The sequence below is a fragment of the Bartonella grahamii ATCC 700132 genome, assembly GCF_000518085.1.
In the GTDB taxonomy this organism is placed as follows: Bacteria; Pseudomonadota; Alphaproteobacteria; order Rhizobiales; family Rhizobiaceae; genus Bartonella; species Bartonella grahamii.
Genome location: NZ_JACX01000001.1, coordinates 1 through 18,225, shown reverse-complemented (window position 1 = coordinate 18,225; position 18,225 = coordinate 1). Strand labels below are relative to the sequence as shown.

Sequence of the window (18,225 nt, the reverse complement as noted above, 5' to 3'; positions counted from 1 at the left end):
TTGAACGCTGATGTTTATGCTAGTGATAGCTTATTTTCAGGAGAATGAGTAGGATGGAGGCTGGTATTTTTACTGCATCTCTTGGCAGGTGGCTTGCCAATAAGGAACTATGTCCTAGAGATATATTTTGCGCTTTCAAGTTGATTTTGTTTATACTCAAGGTTGAGGTTTTGTTATTGACGGTTGTTAGATGTTGTTGTGACAATAAACTTCGTTATCTATCAGAAACATTTATGGCATTAGCGCTAAGGTGTGCGGTTGTATTAAAGCCTTTACATGGTAGTCTTTTTCATAGAGAAGGTATTATTGGTTCAGTTTTAGGAGGCTTTGTTACGGCTGATTTGGACGTTGTCGTTGTTTGAAGACTTATTATAATATTCTTAGTTTCAGTTTATGAATATACCGAAAGATATAGTGAAACATTTGATTCAAACGCTTTTGCAAGGCATATTTCAATATCTCAGCGATGTTTTCTGAGAATTGTTCTGCTGCTTTTTGACGGAATCGGATATCAAATGCTTATGGCGTGGGCAGTGGTTTGAGAAAAGATAGAGTTGATTTCGTTAGATTCCTATGTAGCGCAATCTAGTATCAGCCCTTAGGGGCAATAATATACTTAGATCGAACTCATTTCTATACGCTTACACGACGTTATAGGAGTAATCCTCAGAAACTCTACTAGAATTCGTTAAAAAATGGCAGGTTATGTAGCGTGAACAAAAAATATATTTTTCAAAAATACTTAATCTCATTTTCAGTTGTCTAAAATATAATCTTACCTTAAAACTAAGTCTATATACCGCCATTTATCATAAAGTTAATAAGTTATACAAATACGGGAGTATTGTGTTTTTCTGTTTAGAGACGAGTAAAAAAACACCTTATTAAACATTAAGAGATTTTAGACATAAAACAATTTAACTTATGGAGAGTATATAGACAAAATGTATCTTGATAAAAAAGTTTATAATTCCATGTGGTCTCCAAAGAAATTTTCCGGTTCTTTTATTGTCTTATGCGGGTTTGATGGGAGTGGAAAGACAACACAAACAAAAGAAATTGCTCACCATTATTCAACAGAAAAACATATAATACAAACTTTTCAACCCAGTTATTGGTATAGAAATAATCCAGAAATTAGATATTATTTAGATAATGGAAAAGCAATTGATATGTTACTTTAGCACTCTTATCAGCGACAGATAGAGGCAAACATACGCTTGAAATTATTGAACCTTCCTTAATGTCATCGCAAAATTTATTAATTAGCGATCGATATGTTTATTCTAGTCTTGCTTATTTTTATGCTTGAGAGCTTTCTGTTGAAAGTGTAGTTAAATTAAATCAATCTATTCCAAGACCTCATATTACATTTTATCTTCATTTACCGCCCACTACTATACTGGAGCGGTTGCAGAAAAGGGATGGTTTAAACTTAAAATACGAAGAACAACTCTCTTTTATTGAAAAAGTTTATGAAGTATACCAAGTTTTATCAGAGATAGATGAGCGGTTTATAACAATTGATGGAACTGCTTCTGTTTCTTTAATTCATCATCAAATACGACGTCATATAGATGAAGTTTGTTTTTGATTATGAATAAAATCACTTATTAATCAATTTATCCACGATAAATCCTTCTTATGTATTTGTACTCTAAATCTGAAACTTTAGAGATATGATTGCAATAATTTAACTGCTCAGGAAAAATATCACGTTATATATTTTAATTGGAAAATTAACTGTAATGGATTTGTTTTAAAAGATTTAGAGAAGGGGAGTAGAAAAGTTATCAATATTTATCGTGAGAATAATAGTATGTTTATTCTTTTAGAGACGAAGTGTGGTGATAGAAGAACGACATAGAGGGGTATATTCGAGCACATTTTTGTGCATAAATGTTTTGTTTTCATAGAAGAATTAATCAATACCACAGCACAAAGATTTTAAAAGCCTCAAAAAAGGAATTTTGCTTTCTTAAATTTAATGATCTAAAATGAAAACCGTAAGAATGCATGTTTTTAAACAGGATGTATCATGCATATCGACGGGTATTTATTTTAGAGGATAATTTATGTTCACTTCAAATTTGAAGGAACGCATTGCTTTATTTGAAAATAGAACTTTTCTCTATTTTACTTTGAGTGGCTTATTTGCTACATTTGGGAATGGACTAAATTATATTGCATTGTCGTGGCTTGCTTACAATCAGACGAGTTCAATCCGTGGTGTAGCGTTGATGATGCTTTTTCTTTGGACGCCTAGCATTATTTTTGCCCCTATTTTGGGCATATTGGCGGATAAATATAATCGTAAAACGCAAATTATTATTTCAAATCTTGTGAGAGGTTTGGTAATCGTTGGCTGGGTAATGCTATGGCATTTTGGTATAGAAATTGAATTGATGGTCTTATCTGCTCTTTTGGGTATTTTTATCTCTTTTTATATGCCATCAGCTATTTCTTTAATTCAAAGTATTGTGCTGAAGGAACAGCTCATCAATGCAAATGCGACTATCGATATGATTTACGAACTTGGCACTATCGCAGGTATGGGCTTAAGTGGATTGATACTGTCCTATGCAGGAACAAAAGGAACTCTTCTAATAGGTGGTATATTCTTTATTATTGCTGGTTTATTTAATTGTGCAATGAAGGTACCTAAAAACCGAAGATCTAAAAATCAAAACCAGCAAAACTGGTGGGAAAATTATACAGCAGCACTTCATTATTTTAAACAGAATCCGGCTCTTTTTGTACCTTATGTAAGCCAGATGATTATTATGACTCTTTTGATGACCATTCCTGTTATTCTCGTTCCTTATATACAAGAGGTTTTGCATGCGGATAGCAGGACCTTTGCAATATTTGAGGTGCTTTATTCTATGGGCGTATTGACAGGTGCGGTTTTTTCACCACTTCTTTGTAAAGTTTTATCCATACGGAAAACATTAGCCATTTTATTAGCTTTTATGGCTATTGGTCTCGCTATTCTCTCTGTTAATACACACAATTTTGTTGTTTTTCCTGTTTACTTTATGATTGGATTTGGACTTTCAAGTTGGGCTCTTTCGATTTCTTTATCACAACTCTCTTGTGATCCTGAATACCAAGGAAGATTGCAGGCAAGTTTTAATGGTATCTCTGGATGCTTGATCCTCGCAGTCTATCTCATTATGGCACGCGATAACAGTAGCATATCACCTCAATCAATATATTTTTTTCAAAGCATTTTTGCGCTTGTTGGAATACTCATAGTGCTGTTTTATAGACATGAAAAACAATAAATTACATTTATAAGTGTGGTAATACACGCTATTTTATAAACATTTACGCTACAGCATATTTCATATTTTGCTTTTACAGGGAAGTGAGAAAATGTAAAAATTGGTGCTTAATGAATAAAGCATAAATTGATGTATGCTAGAGAATACTCTCTATTTTTTGATAACGACCCACAAGAATTTCTGGGTTTCTTTAATTCATCGCACTGTTGTTAAGAAGATGAAACCGCAACACTTTAAATCTTCTTGAAAGTTTTTTTGTTTAAGCGCAGTAGAAAATAAAGCGATGAGGTAATATCGTATCATACGGGGAGAGTGTTACATTATTTTTGTTTTTCAAAATCCATATGAAAAATTGTATCAATTTCATCTTCATTGGAATGGGTATTTCTACGACGATGTAAGGTTTGCACAATCTCTTTTTTTAAAACGGCATCTGTTTCACTTAAACGGTGAATACTGAGTTCCAATTCAAGAGATAACGCCAAATCCACGCACAATTTAAGCTCTTCTCCAATGTCGAAACCGCGTTGATAGTCGTCATAAAGACCAACCAATGTATCAGATAATTCTTTATCGCATAAAGAGGTCATGCTTAATTCCTCCGCGTTGCGGTTTCCATGCAGCTTTTTTAAGTATCACTCCACTATTCTCACTTAGAATTGCCATGTATACGAACCTCATGGTTTTGTCAATTTTCTGCAAAATACGCGCTTTTAAACCAATGTCTATTAAAGACTGTATTACTTCAAGATTTTGAAGCGCCCAATTGTAAATATGGATGGTAATGTGTTTACTATAGAACTTATAGCATTTAAAATACATCGCTAAAAGGCTTTTAATATGCATAGAGGAGGAGCATTCTGACGATAAACCAAACACCCTGAAATCTCTATTGCCAATTACAGCTAACTTAGCACCATTAATATATAAAATAAGCAAATATGGTTTGTAAACGTCTAACTTTTTAATAACGAGTGATGATCTCATTTTTTGTAGAATACCAATTATTTTGCCTATTTTATATTGATTTTTAGACATTGATAAACTTTTTACCTTATGTTGTAATGTAAAAACTTTGGGAAGTGTATTTATAGATTTTTGCAAAAAGGTTTAAGCAGGTTTACTAGGCTGTTGAGTGAGAGAACCTGTGTTGGGCTTTTTGCTTCTGAAAGAATATGACTGTGACTTTTGAGAAAGCAGTTGGCAAGAATTTGCTTGGCGTGCAAACTGATGGAGTTGGCAGTGGCGCATTTAGCTTTTTCATTAGGCTGTGTCCAAATGTTTTTGACTCTGGAAAATAGCCTCTGATAGGCTTGAGTTTTTCCAAAGTTATATTACAGGGGCGCAGTTCAGTAAAATACCACGGCGATTGCATTTTTTGTGTGATTGTCATAAATTTCGCTCCTGCATACGGATGCTGCAACATCTGTTTTTGTGGGGTTATGTATGTAGATCTTTGCCTAACATAAGGGGCAGTAACAAGAGGTATAATACAAATATTGAATTAAGTCAATGCAATATTTGTATTATTATGTAATTTGGCAAAAAAAGAGATTGAACCCAAAACAGAACAAGCGAAGCGATTACGTTTGATACGAGAAAGTTTGCTATTTAGTAGGCACCAAATAGCAACCCGTTTAGGTATTAATAAAGCCATTTATGATCACGCTGAAAGAGGAACGACCTTTCCCAATGTAGAATTTTTGGCTGTTTTATCACAGAAATTAAAAGTCAATTTAAACTGGCTTGTAACGGGCAATGGTGAGATGTTTTCAGATATGGCAAAGGCGAAAGCAGCTGGTTTTAAACCACAAGCGATTCCTGCTGGGCTGATGAAAAAGCTTGGATATTTAGCTTATACGACCTATCATGATGCAAAAATAGATCTTTCTCCTGAAGATGTTGCGGAATTAGCAGCAGAGCTTTATGGAAAATTGCAAGAGCTTATTCAAAACCTCAATGATATGGAAGAAGTCGAAGCCACTTTGCCACTTTTAAAATTACATTTAAAGCGTAAAATCGAATCTGAAAAGCACATCTAGAAAATTCATAAGATACAAACGAACAGCCTTTTTAAAAAATAAAACTTTTTTGGTCTCTTATTCAATATGAATAAATTATCATTATAAATTAATGTATTGCTCTAATAAAGATAAAACTACTTATAAAAAGAATTACAGTTAGTAATACAAAAAAAATTATACAACAGTGAAAATACAATGACGATGTTTTGTTCCTATAAAAGGGTCACAGACATATAAGAAAGAAGAGCTAAGAGATATTTATAGGCACGCTTTTGTTTTTTTATGAAGATGATGAGATGAGCACATTGAAACTTTTTATAGAGCGTGCATCATTTATATTAAGAAAGATTTCTTTCAAAGATATATATCATATATTGAAACAGCTCACCTTGCAGAAAAGAGTGAGGTCATTATGATAATCGTCATCCATTACATTATGCTATAAGTTAAAAAAATCATAAATTTGTGCTTATAAGAACAGTTAATTTATTGAGAAGTATTTTTACAAATTTATAAAAAATTATTTTTTGTACTCTTGCCATTCTTCTAAGGTGCTTTATCTAAAAAGTAGAATTGCTCTTTAGTGAAACTATTTTTGTTAAGAGATAAATCGCAGTGTTTTTGAATGGAGATCAAGTTATATTTTCAAAGTCTTGTGTTTTTATTTATTTTTTAGCTTGAATCCCTCTAGCTAAAAGGGTTGGGGACTTTTCTAGATTCGATGTTGTTGCAAAGATTTTAGGGCGATGCCGTAATAAATAGCGGTGTCGAGGTGAGGGTTATGTCTTGATTTATTGGTTTTTGAAGTGCGCAAACTAAGGGTTTTGCCATGTGCGTTTTCACGCGTTGTAATGATGTTGAACTCTGTTGGAGGAGGTTCTTATGAAAAAAAAATATTCCACACCAAATTTAATTAAATCTGTCTCGCTCAGCGCGGCAATGACCGCACTGTTATCAAGTGTTTCGCCTATTTTGGCTGCGAATATCGCGATAACAGGTGAAAAAATTATGAGTTCGAATGCTCCTGGTGTGGAATATCCACATGGCAGTCATGGCAGTATTGTTTTTGCTGGTGATGATAATTACTGTGGTGTAGATAATGTTGTTGATCGTGGTGGCAAACAACAGCAGGGCATACCCAATACTTCTCGAATATCTGCAAAAGAACAATATGACAGATTTATCGAAGATAGAGAACTTAATGGTCGTCACCCTTATGGTACAACCACTGAAAAAGAGATTTGGTCTGGTGATGGTTTAACAAATAAGCTTAATGGTACGCCTGGTAACGGCTATATGGGGGTATTTTCTACCTCAGGTATCGCTAGTGCGTTGCCTGAGGCTTATGGTATGTATTCTTTTGCAACTGGTTGTGGATCTGCTGCGACAGGTAATTATTCAACCGTTTTTGGTGCAGGCGCAACAGCAAAGGCTGGAGGGGCGCAAGCCTTTGGTGTTTCTGCACTTGCAAGTGGAAGAGCAAGTGTTGCTATGGGGGTTGGTTCAGAGGCATCAGGGCTCTCTGCGCTTGCTATCGGTGGGCTTGCGACTGCTTCTGGTAAAAATAGCATTTCTATGGGTGTGCGTTCCCAAGCTACGTTAGACGATGCGATTGCGTTTGGTTCAGACGCAACAGCGAGCGGTATAAATAGTGTTGCTATTGGTAAGGTGGCATCTGCATCTGGTTACGATAGTATTGCATTAGGGTTGAAGACAAAGGCAACTGACGAGTACGCGGTTGCTATAGGCACGAAGGCTGAAGCTCAGGCTCTTGGTTCTATCGCAATAGGTGGTGGGGAACCTGCAGAAAGCGGGGAGGAAAGAAAAGTAATAGCGAAGGGTAAAAATTCGATTGCCATAGGTACTCATACTTATGCTGAGACGGATCATTCAGTTGCAATTGGTATAAACGCACATGTACGTGTTATAGATGGTGTTGCTGTGGGTGGAGGATCTGTCTCTCGTGTTGAGAGAAATGCGTTGGGTTATGATCCTGTAACAAATACTACAACAACAAAGAGTGATCTTGCATGGAAAAGCACTGCAGGTGATTTTAGTGTTGGTAATACTGAGCAGGAATTAACGCGACAGATTACAAATGTTGCAGCGGGGAGTAAAGACACTGATGCAGTGAATGTTGCACAGTTGAAAGCTTTGAGAGACGTCATGGCAGGAGCAGGAGGAGGCTGGAAACTTTCTGTTAGCAATGGAAATCCTACAGATGTTACTCCAGGCAGTACAGTCGATTTTTCAGTGCAAAGTACAGAAGTAGGAAAAGACAATTTAACGATTCAAAAGGCAAGTGGAGATAATAAGCAAAAAGTCCAATTTGTTTTGAGTGATACTCTTAAATTGGCTAGTGTCACTACAGGACAAAGTTCTATGAGTGACGATGGTTTTATGATCGATAATGGACCAACTATAACTATAGACGGTATTGATGCTGGCAAGCAACAGATTACGGGAGTAGCAGACGCGACTGAAGATGACCAAGCAGTGACTTATAGACAGTTGAAAGATATAGAAAAGGCAACCAAAACGAGCTGGCAGCTTTCTGTTAATGGTGGAAATGCTACAGCTATTGGACCAAATGGCACAGTAAATTTCCAAGCAGCTGGCCATGAAAACAAAAAGAATATTAAGATTGAAAAAGACGAAGATCACAATGTCACATTTGACCTAGCTGATGATATTCAGGTAAAGACTGTCACAGCAGGAGAAAGCGTTATGAGTGCTGCTGGCTTTGGGTTTACTGATGGTACTGGGCCGAGCATAACTGTTAATGGCATTCATGCTGGTGATAAAATGATTAAAGGAGTAGCAGCAGGGAAAGAAGATACCGATGCAGTGAATTATAAACAGTTGCAAGATGTAAAAACACTTGCAGAAAACGGTTGGAAACTTTCTGTTGATAGTAAAAATGCTACAGACGTTAAAGCTGGGAGTACAGTAGATATTGTTGCGGCTGCGAGTGGGGATGGAAGCAAAAATATAAACATTGAAAAAGCCAATAATAAAGTCACTTTTTCTTTGAATGATAATCTTAAATTGACGAGTGTCACTACAGGCAGAAGCATTATGAGTGATAATGGCTTTATGTTTACTGATGGTACTGGGCCGAGCATAACTGTTAATGGTATTAGTGCTGGCAATCAAAAGATTACAAAAGTGGCAAAGGGAACTGAAGATACCGATGCTGTAAATTTTGCACAATTGAACGAAATCAAAAATGAAATGGCAGGAGATAGTCTTGTTAAATGGGACGAAGGACAGGAACTTATCACCATTGGTAAGGAAAAAGGCGGCCTGTCAATTACTGTTCAAAATAATAAAGGCGGTGATCGGGCTATTAGGGGTGTTGCATCTGGGGCGGTTAATGAGAATTCATCTTATGCAATAAATGGTTCCCAGCTTTATGCTATGGGTAGAGACATTGCTAGGTATTTTGGTGGTGGTGCTAGCTATGAGAATGGGACATGGACTGATCCTACTTTCATAGTTGTGCAGCCTGACGAGAAGGGTGCTATTCTTGCGAAGGAACACCATAATGTCGCTGATGCTTTAGGTGGTGTCAACAATTCCATCGTGGATATTTACAATCAGATTAACGATGCGACAATAAATAGTCTTGTTAAATGGGACGAAGGACAGAAACTTATCACCATTGGTAAGGAAAAAGGCGGCTTGACAATTAGTGTTCAAAATAATGAAGGCCGTAATCGGGTTATTAAGGGTGTTGCATGGGGGATGGTTAATGAGAATTCATCTGATGCAATAAATGGTTCCCAGCTTTATGCTATGGGTAGCGACATTGCTAGGTATTTTGGTGGTGGTGCTAGCTATGAGAATGGGACATGGACTAATCCTACTTTCAGTATTTTGCAGCCTGATGAGGATGATATTTTTACTAGTACGTCATACAGTAATGTCGCTGATGCTTTTCGTGGTGTCAATAGTTCCATCACGAATCTTCATAATAGAATCTTTGATATAACAGAAAATAGTCTTGTTAAATGGGACGAAGATGGGAAATTCATTACCATTGGTGCTGAAAAAGACGGTATCGAAATCAAAGTTGCGAACTCTGAAGGCGAGAATCGAATTATTTCTGGCGTTGCAGTTGGAAAGGTCAGTTCCGATTCGACAGAAGCAATAAATGGCCATCAGTTATTTAGTTATATTACTAATATAGTGGATTTTTTTGGTGGTGAGGAGACAGATGTACTTAATGGTATCAAACCAACTTTTACGGTTCAGAAAACGAAACATAATAATGTAACTGATGCTTTCGCTGCTGTCGATAGCTCTATCACAGATATTTATAGTCAGATTAACAATGTAACAGAAAATAGTCTTGTTAAATGGCATGAAGATCAGAAGCTTATTACCATTGGTAAAGAAAAAGGCGGTACGAAAATTGATATCACAGGTACTGAGGGAGCTCGGACTATCGCGGGCGTGAAAGCTGCAGAGAACGATGATGAAGCTGTTAATAAAAAACAACTCGATGACACTGTAACAAATATTAATAATAATGTTATTAATCAAATGGATAAATTTGCGGTTCTCTATGATAAGAATGATGATAATTCTGTTAATTATAATAGTGTGACCTTAGGAGGTAATAAGATTAACGGGCAAGTTGCTCTTCATAACGTCAAAGATGGAAAGATTTCTGATCAATCGCATGACGCTATCAATGGTAGCCAGATTAATAAAATATCCCAAAATGTTGCTGAGTTTTTTGGTGGTGGGACCTCATTCGAGAATGGAGTCTTTAGAAAACCGAGATATAATTTAACTACTATTGATGAAAATGGTCAGGTAAAACAGCAGGAACATAATGATGTTGGATCGGCTTTGTCAGGGCTTGATACAAATATCAGGCATGTTAATCATCATTTAGTCCTTGCAATGAAGGACGTTGCTTCTTATTTTGGTGGTGGCGCTGGATATGATGAAAATGGAGAATGGCACGCTCCTACTTTCAATGTTATCCAATTCAAGAATGATGGAACTTCCTCTAAGCAGCCTTACTCAAATGTTGCTGATGCTTTTGAAGGCGTGAATAATTCTTTCACGAATATTCATAATCAGATTTTGGATATAAAACAAAATAGTTTAGTTCAGCAAGAAGAAGATTCTGGACTTATCACCATTGGTTCTCAAACAGATGGTACGAAAATTGATATCACAGGTACTGATGGAGAACGGATCATTACGGGTGTTTCAGAGGGGGAGGTTACTGAAGACTCCACTGATGCAATCAATGGTTCTCAGCTTCATTCAATGGGTAGTCAGATTGCTAATTATTTTGGCGGTGGAGCTAGCTATGAGGATGGAAAGTGGAGAAAGCCTACTTTCAAAATTTCTCAGCGTAATGAGGATGGCACTATTGTTGAGAAAAAGCATCATAATGTTGCTGATGCTTTTGAAGGTGTCGATAATTCTATCACAGATATTTATAATCAGATTAATAATGTGACAGAAAATAGCCTTGTGAAGCAAGAAGGAGAAAATGGTCTTATTACCGTTGGTAAGGCAACAGGTGGTACTAAAATCAGCATTGCAAATAAGAACAATGAGGAGCGGACACTTTCTGGTGTGAAAAATGCGACACTTTCGATAATCTCGACTGAAGCAGTAAATGGTTCACAGCTCTTTACGACTAATCAGAATGTTAGCGCTGTAACAGGTGATCTGAAAAAAGTTGCTGAAAATACATCAAAATATTTTGGTGGCAATACAGATGTACTTGCCGGTATAGAACCAACCTTCATTATTCAGGATACGAAATATAATAATGTTTTTGATGCGTTTACGGGTGTCAATACTTCTATCACAAATATTGATAATAAGATTATTGAAATGAAAGAAAATAATCTTGTTAAGCAAGACGGAGTTTCTGCTCCTATCACTATTGGTAAGGATACAACGGGTACTGAGATCAATGTTGCGGGTGTTGGTAAGGTAGCACGCAAGATTTCTGGTGTTAGGGCAGCAGAGAGGGGCGATGAAGCTGTTAACAAAGATCAACTTGATAAAAGCATAGATAAGATTTCTAAAGATATTGAGACAGTAACTGCTGCTGCGGTTCTCTATGATAAGGATGACGATGGTAATGTTAATTATGGTAGTGTAACTTTGGGTGGCGATCAGAACAACGGACCAGTTGCTCTTCATAACGTAAAAGATGGTAGCATTTCTGAAAATTCCCACGATGCAATCAATGGTAGTCAAATTAATAAAATATCAGCAGATATTGCAAAGTTTTTTGGCGGTGGTGCAAAGTTCATTAACGGTGCTTTTGAAGGGCTGAAATATACTTTATCGGCTATTGTAGATGGTAAGGTAGGGCAGGCTGATTTTTATGACGTTGGTTCAGCTTTAACAGGTCTTGATAAAAATGTTCAAGATGTGAATCAACGCTTAACAAATGTATCCAATGAGTTTAATCAGCAAATTGAAGATTTCTCAAAAGATGCTTTACTGTGGGATGATGAAGAAGAAGCATTTGTTGCACGTCATGAAAAAGATGGCAAGAAAACAAACAGCAAATTGAAGTATCTTTTAGATGGTGAAATTGCTAAAGGTTCAACGGATGCTATTACGGGTAACCAGCTTTATCTCATGAGCAACCAGCTTGCTAATTATTTCGGTGGCGGTGCCAAATATGAGAATGGCAAGTGGACAGATCCTACTTTTAAGATTGTTCAAGTCAATGCTGATGGTACGACTGTTGAGAAAGAGCACCATAATGTCGCTGATGCTTTTGGTGACGTCAATAAAAATATGTCAAATATTAATAACCGTATTGATGATGTCATCGACAAGGTCGATTCAGATACTTTAAAGTGGAACAGTGATAAAAAAGCCTATGATGCTGGTCGCGATGGTAAGCCGAGTAAGATTATCAATGTAGCTGATGGTAAAATTGAAAAAGGTTCGAAAGATGCGGTTAATGGTGGTCAGCTTTGGGAAACCAATGAACGTGTTACGAGTGTTGAAAAAGATGTGAAGCATCTTAACAACAGAGTCGATAATATTTCCACTACGGTTACGAATATTGGTGAAACGGTTTTCAATATTGAAAACAAAGTTGATAATATTGATAATAAAGTTAACGATATTGCTGAGGACGCTGTTCGTTATGACAGAGATGAAAACGGCAAAAAAACCAATAAAATCACATTAGCGGGTGGTGATCCTAGTGAACCTGTTATGATTGATAATGTAGCTGATGGTAAAATTGAAAAAGGGTCGAAAGAAGCTGTAAATGGTGGTCAACTCCATGACTATACTCAAGAGCAGATGAAGATAATTCTTGATCAATCTAAACACTACACAGATCAACGGATAAATAATATTGTGATTGATGCGATTGATGATGCTGTTGATCGGGCTAAGCAATATACAGATATGAAGTTTGATGTTTTAAACTATAGTATTGAGAGTGTGAAAAAAGAGGCAAGACAAGCAGCTGCGATTGGTTTAGCAGTGTCTAACTTACGCTACAATGATACACCTGGAAAATTAAGCGTTGGATTTGGTACTGGTTTATGGCGTAGCCAATCTGCATTTGCCTTTGGTGCAGGTTACACCTCAGAAAATGGAAAATACCGTTCTAACATATCCGCAACAACTTCTGGAGGTCACTGGGGTGTAGGCGCGGGATTCAATATGACATTGAACTGATAATAAACAAAATACATAAAAAACTCCTTTCACCCCTGTCTCATGAGGCAGGGGTGAATTGTTTTTACGGATGTAAAAATACACAGTATATAAATTGATAAGCGCTATAATGATAAATACAGGTTTAAAAAACAGAAAAACCGCACACTTTCAACAAAGCGAACGTCTTATTTCAAAATAAGATAACGAGTTTTCTCATAAATTATAAGGTTCATTATTTTCTGCTTTAATTTTTAAATATAAAAAATCTGTAGCACTCTACAGATAAAAAAACCTTTCACTTTCTAGAAATCTATTAAAAAATTTTCTAATAAGACAAAAGTATATATTTCAATTTTACTGGAGTAAGTTATAGAAACAATATACTAAACTAACTCTACCCCTTGCAAAAAACAACCAATAAGTTTAAAGGTTAAAAAAGCAATCACCACAAAAGAAATTTATCTTTTTAGGAAATGTAAAAGAGCAAAACACGTTAACCATAAAACCTAAAAACACAAATTTTCTATCTTTTCAATCAGGTGCTAACCTCTTGAATATGTTTAGAAACAAATTTTAAGAAATCTTATAGCGTTTAAATGTGTTTTTTTTGTGTTTATAGTTATTTTTTTCATTGGGGAGTTTATTATGAAAAAATTATATGCCATACGAGTAGCGAGCGAATTAAAACGTTCTCGTTTTTCTTTTGTTAAAGTTCTTTCGTTGGCTACAGCGGTTACATTTTTATCGAATGCTTCTCCTGTTTTTTCAGCAAATTCTGATTTTAGAAACACATTTCTCGAAGGTGTTAACAGTGCTGGTGTCTCTTATCCAGAAAACATCATCTCTGTTGCTGGTTTGAATGCTTCTTCTGTTTCAAAAGACAATTATTTAACAGCATTGAATGTTGCTTTGACACCCAAGGTAAATGCTTCTGATGACTATGCAAATTTTTTAACCAAAGCTCTTCTAAGTCCGAGCGATGAGAGTTCTATAATCAATGTTTTGACAGCAAACAGTAATAACCTATCGAAAAAAACGTTAAATGCAGGGGTGCAAAATAAAAAGCCTCTCGTCAGCCCACAGACATTTATGGTTGATAGCGCTGAAGGTCTACAAGCGAATAATATGAATGAAGGAGAGAAATTTGGAAGATTACTTGCCTCTGCAAAGGAACAAGTAACCCCATCGGCGAGTAACTTAACAGAATTTATGACAAGGGGAATGTCAATAGCTGTGAGAGAAGGCGTGTCTCCAAGAATAAAATTAGATCCAAAAGAAGATTATAAAGAGACGCGCGCTCATAGTTTTACCGAGGGTTACAAGGCAAGAGGTAACGATGATACTATTAGCATTGGTCCATGGTCTATTGCATCGGGTGCAATTGGTATTGCTATAGGTAAACTTGCTGAGGCTGAAGGTATAGGTGATATTGCAATAGGTGGTGTAACTAATAGTGCTATTAGACAGGCCGATAGAGATGTTGATTTTGAAGGTAACACAGCTGCAAGTGGTGGTTATGCAATCGCTTTAGGCACTGAGGCTCGGGCTATGGACTATTCTACGATTGCTATTGGTCTGGAAACAAAAGCGAAAGGTCAACAGGCTATTGCTTTAGGCAAGCGCGCAGAGGTATCACAAGAAAATAGCATTGCTTTTGGTTACAAAGCAAAAGCATCAGTTAAAGATGGTATTGCTCTAGGAAGCGATTCTGTAGCCAATAGGGCTGCTGGTGAGTTTGGTTATACTTCTGTGTTGCAGGGTCCTGCAACAAACACAGAGGCGCAATGGAAAAGTACGCGGGGCGCAGTGAGTGTTGGTGATTATAGTAAGGGTATAACCAGACAAATTACAGGCGTAGCAGCTGGTTCTGAACCTGCAGATGCAGTGAATGTTAGGCAGTTAAGAGACTTAGAAGATGTTGTAAGAAAAAACGGTTGGAAACTGTCAGTTGGAGATAAGAATGCTACAACTGTTCTTATGGATAGCGTAGTAGATTTTTCTGCTGGAAGTACAAATCTTCAGATTACAAAAGGCGAAAAAGACAATAAGCTAAAATTTGATCTGGCTCAAGATGTTGTATTAACGAGCTTAAAGGCAGGCACAAATACCTTCGATGCCACGGGCTTAGTAATTACTGATGGTCCGAAAATAATCACTGCTGGTATTGATGCTGGAAATAAAAGGATAACGGGTGTTGCGCCTGCTGATCTTAGTGCAGATTCAAAAGACGCGGTAAATGGTAGTCAGTTGAATGTTGTAGCTACCCATATAGCTCGATATTTAGGTGGTGGTGTTAAATTTACAAGTGGACAATGGGATGATCCAAAGTTCAAAATTAAAACTTTCAATCCTGAGACGAATGAGATTGAAGAAGAAAGTTTTCCGGATGTAGCAAAAGCTCTTGAGGGTGTGGGTAAGTCTTATGTAAATCTTCACAATGAGATTAAAAAAGCTACCGATGATAGTGTCTTTAAATGGAATGCCGAATCGAAGAGCATTAAAATTGCCGCCGCTGAGGGAAAAGGTGGGCAAGGAAGTATTGCTATAGGTAATCTTTCAAATGCAAATGCCGAAAATAGTATTGCATTAGGTGGTTTTGCAGCGGCATCTGCTGAAAATAGTATGGCATTAGGTGGACTTTCAAATGCATCTGGTGCAAATAGTGTGGCATTAGGTTCAAATGCACAAGTACAAGCTGGTGTTACTGGTGGTGTTGCTGTGGGTTATAAATCTTTTTCTCGTAACCCAGCGTCCACTGTTGGCTATGATCCTTCCATAGGGAGCCAGTCAACAGATGATGGTGTGATATGGAAGAGCACCCAAGGAGCTTTTAGTATTGGTGATACTCCGAATAAGATAACACGACAGCTTACAGGTGTGGCAGCGGGTTATGCAGATACTGACGCCGTCAATATTGCGCAGCTGAAAGCACTAAGAGCGTACGCAAGTAAAGGTTGGAAACTTTCTGTTGATGATAAAAATACCAAAGCCGTTAGCATAGATGATACAATAGATTTTTCAACTGGAAGTAACAATTTTAAGATTACAAAAGGCGATAAGGACAATAAGCTAAAATTTGATCTGGCTCAAGATGTTGCATTAACGAGCGTAAAGGCAGGCACCAATACCCTAGACGCAACAGGCTTAGTGATTACTGGAGGTCCGAAAATAACCACTTCTGGTATTGACGCTGGCAGTAAGAAGATAACAGGCATTCAAAGTGGCGCACTCACAGCAGAATCAACCGAAGCTGTCAATGGTTCCCAACTTTTGGCAACAAATACTGAAATTGCTAATGTAAGAGACAGTATTCTTGTTAAGCAAGTAGCAAAGAAGACTTTAACGCGTAGTCTCCGTGATGGAGGAGTAGGTCCTATCACTGTTGGTATGGAAACGGGTGGTAGCGAAATCAGTATTTTGAACAAAAGTAATGAAGGGCGGAAACTTTCCGGTCTACTTGGCGGGGCAATCAGTGGAACTTCAACAGACGCAGTAAATGGCTCACAGCTTCATACATTGGGCACAGGGGTTGCATCTTATTTAGGTGGTGGTGCTGTCTATGCGGATGGGAAATGGACCGCTCCTACATTCAAGGTAAAAACAATCAAGGAAGATGGCAGCCCTGAAGATAAGGAATATCCTGATGTAGCAAGTGCTTTTGCAGGAGTTGGTAGTTCTCTCACGAATGTTCAGAATAAATTGACTGAACAGGTTAATAATGTGATTAACAAAGTAGAAAGCGAAAGCTTTGTTCAGCAAGACCAAACAACGCATCGTCTTACTATTGGAGCTGCAGTAGAAGGCAGTGAAATCAATGTTGCCAATAAGACCGGGGCGGATCGGACGCTTTCTGGCGTGAAGGAGGCGACAAAGAACAATGAAGCTGTTAATAAAGGACAGCTTGATAAAAGCTTGAAAGAGCTTTCGAACAGTCTTCAGTCTGATGAATCAGCAGTTGTTCATTATGATAAAGATTCAGATGGTAAAACTAATTATAGTAGTGTGACTTTAGGAAAAGCTAAAGATAAGACAGCTGTAGGTCTCCATAATGTTGCTGATGGTAAGATTGCCAAGGATTCACATGATGCAATCACGGGTGGCCAGATTAATACCATAGCTTCGGATTTATCAAAAATTTTAGGTGGAGATGTATCCTTTGATGGAAAAAACTTTAAAGGGCCAACTTATAATTTATCGAATATTGATGAAAAAGGTGAAGTAACAGATAAACCGCATACCGATGTTGGTTCTGCCTTTAAAGGACTTGATGATAATATCAAGAATGTGAATGCTCGCATTAAGGAAGTCTCAGAAGGAGTTGCACAAGATTCTTTATCTTGGAGCGATGGTGACAAAGCTTTTGTGGCTCTGCATGGGGAAGGGGATGACAGAAAAGCCAGTAAAATCACATCGCTTGCTGTAGGAGATATTACGAAAGAATCGACGGATGCAGTAAATGGTTCTCAACTTTATTCACTGGGCGATAAGGTTGCAAAATATTTTTCTAATGACGCTGAATATAAAGATGGGGAATTGAATGTTCCTGATTTTAAGCTCAAAACTATCAATGATGATGGCACTGAAGCTGAATCAAGCTATAAGAATGTATCAGACGCATTTTCAGGTGTGGGTAAACTTTTCACAAAGGTTCAAAATGCAATCAGCGATGTAATTAGTAATCTTCTTGTTACGAAAAATGAAGATGTTATCAACATTGGTAAAGGAGTAGAAGGTAGTGAAATCAATATCGCAAACAAGAGTGGTGCAGCACGGACTGTTTCTGGTGTGAAGGCAGCAGAAAAAGATAATGAAGCGGTTAACAAGGGACAGCTTGATAAAGGTTTGAAGGATCTTTCTGATACCCTTCTGTCTGATAGTTCTTCTGTTGTTCTTTACGATAAAACAACCGATGATCAAATTGATTATACAAATGTAACTTTTGGTAAAGGGAAGGATGCTACACCTGTTGCACTGCATAATGTAGCCGCAGGATTGATTGCAGAAAACTCAACAGATGTTATCAATGGAGGACAGATTCACATCCTTTCAACGGATGTAGCAAAATTCTTGGGTGGAGATGCTGAATTTAAGGATGGTGCTTTTAAAGGGCCAACTTATAACTTATCCAGTATTGATAAAGATGGTGAAGTAACAGATAAACCGCATACCGATGTTGGTTCTGCCTTTAAAGGACTTGATGATAATATCAAGAATGTGAATGCTCGCATTAAGGAAGT

Annotated in this window: 8 protein-coding genes and 1 pseudogene; 7 read left to right on the top strand and 2 right to left on the bottom strand. The window is 37.1% G+C overall.

Annotated features, from left to right (window positions below):
• Positions 1 to 44: 44 nt before the first annotated feature.
• From U736_RS0100050 to U736_RS0100035, 4 genes and pseudogenes are all read left to right on the top strand, one after another.
• Positions 45 to 362 carry a hypothetical protein gene (locus tag U736_RS0100050; RefSeq protein ID WP_143711770.1) on the top strand — a complete coding sequence of 106 codons (318 nt, stop codon included), beginning with the start codon at positions 45 to 47 and terminating at the stop codon, positions 360 to 362.
• Positions 363 to 944: 582 nt separating this feature from the next.
• Positions 945 to 1,184 carry a hypothetical protein gene (locus U736_RS10690; protein WP_187147392.1) on the top strand — a complete coding sequence of 80 codons (240 nt, stop codon included), beginning with the start codon at positions 945 to 947 and terminating at the stop codon, positions 1,182 to 1,184.
• 41 nt (positions 1,185 to 1,225) lie between these two features.
• A pseudogene (locus U736_RS0100040) lies at positions 1,226 to 1,594 on the top strand (dTMP kinase).
• A 481-nt stretch (positions 1,595 to 2,075) separates the two neighbouring features.
• Positions 2,076 to 3,287, top strand: coding sequence for an MFS transporter (locus tag U736_RS0100035; protein ID WP_026500120.1), 1,212 nt, complete (start codon positions 2,076 to 2,078; stop codon positions 3,285 to 3,287).
• A 320-nt stretch (positions 3,288 to 3,607) separates the two neighbouring features.
• Here the strand turns inward: U736_RS0100035 and U736_RS0100030 are convergent, their stop codons facing one another.
• Both U736_RS0100030 and U736_RS12075 read right to left on the bottom strand, forming a co-directional pair.
• Positions 3,608 to 3,877: a hypothetical protein gene (locus U736_RS0100030; RefSeq protein WP_012754562.1), complete on the bottom strand. Its 270-nt coding sequence runs from the start codon at positions 3,875 to 3,877 to the stop codon at positions 3,608 to 3,610.
• Complete coding sequence (locus tag U736_RS12075; RefSeq protein WP_114647992.1) at positions 3,858 to 4,325, bottom strand: hypothetical protein; 468 nt, start codon at positions 4,323 to 4,325, stop codon at positions 3,858 to 3,860. The genes U736_RS0100030 and U736_RS12075 overlap by 20 nt, the downstream gene beginning before the upstream one ends.
• 500 nt (positions 4,326 to 4,825) lie before the next feature.
• On the opposite strand from U736_RS12075, the gene U736_RS0100015 reads away from it, so the two are divergent.
• The 3 genes from U736_RS0100015 to U736_RS0100005 form a co-directional block, all read left to right on the top strand.
• Complete coding sequence (locus U736_RS0100015) at positions 4,826 to 5,329, top strand: helix-turn-helix domain-containing protein (protein ID WP_012754564.1); 504 nt, start codon at positions 4,826 to 4,828, stop codon at positions 5,327 to 5,329.
• An 864-nt stretch (positions 5,330 to 6,193) separates the two neighbouring features.
• Positions 6,194 to 13,006: a Vomp family autotransporter gene (locus U736_RS0100010; protein ID WP_026500119.1), complete on the top strand. Its 6,813-nt coding sequence runs from the start codon at positions 6,194 to 6,196 to the stop codon at positions 13,004 to 13,006.
• Positions 13,007 to 13,633: 627 nt separating this feature from the next.
• Positions 13,634 to 18,225 (top strand): hypothetical protein (locus tag U736_RS0100005; protein WP_026500118.1); only part of this gene is annotated, 4,592 nt, incomplete at its 3' end.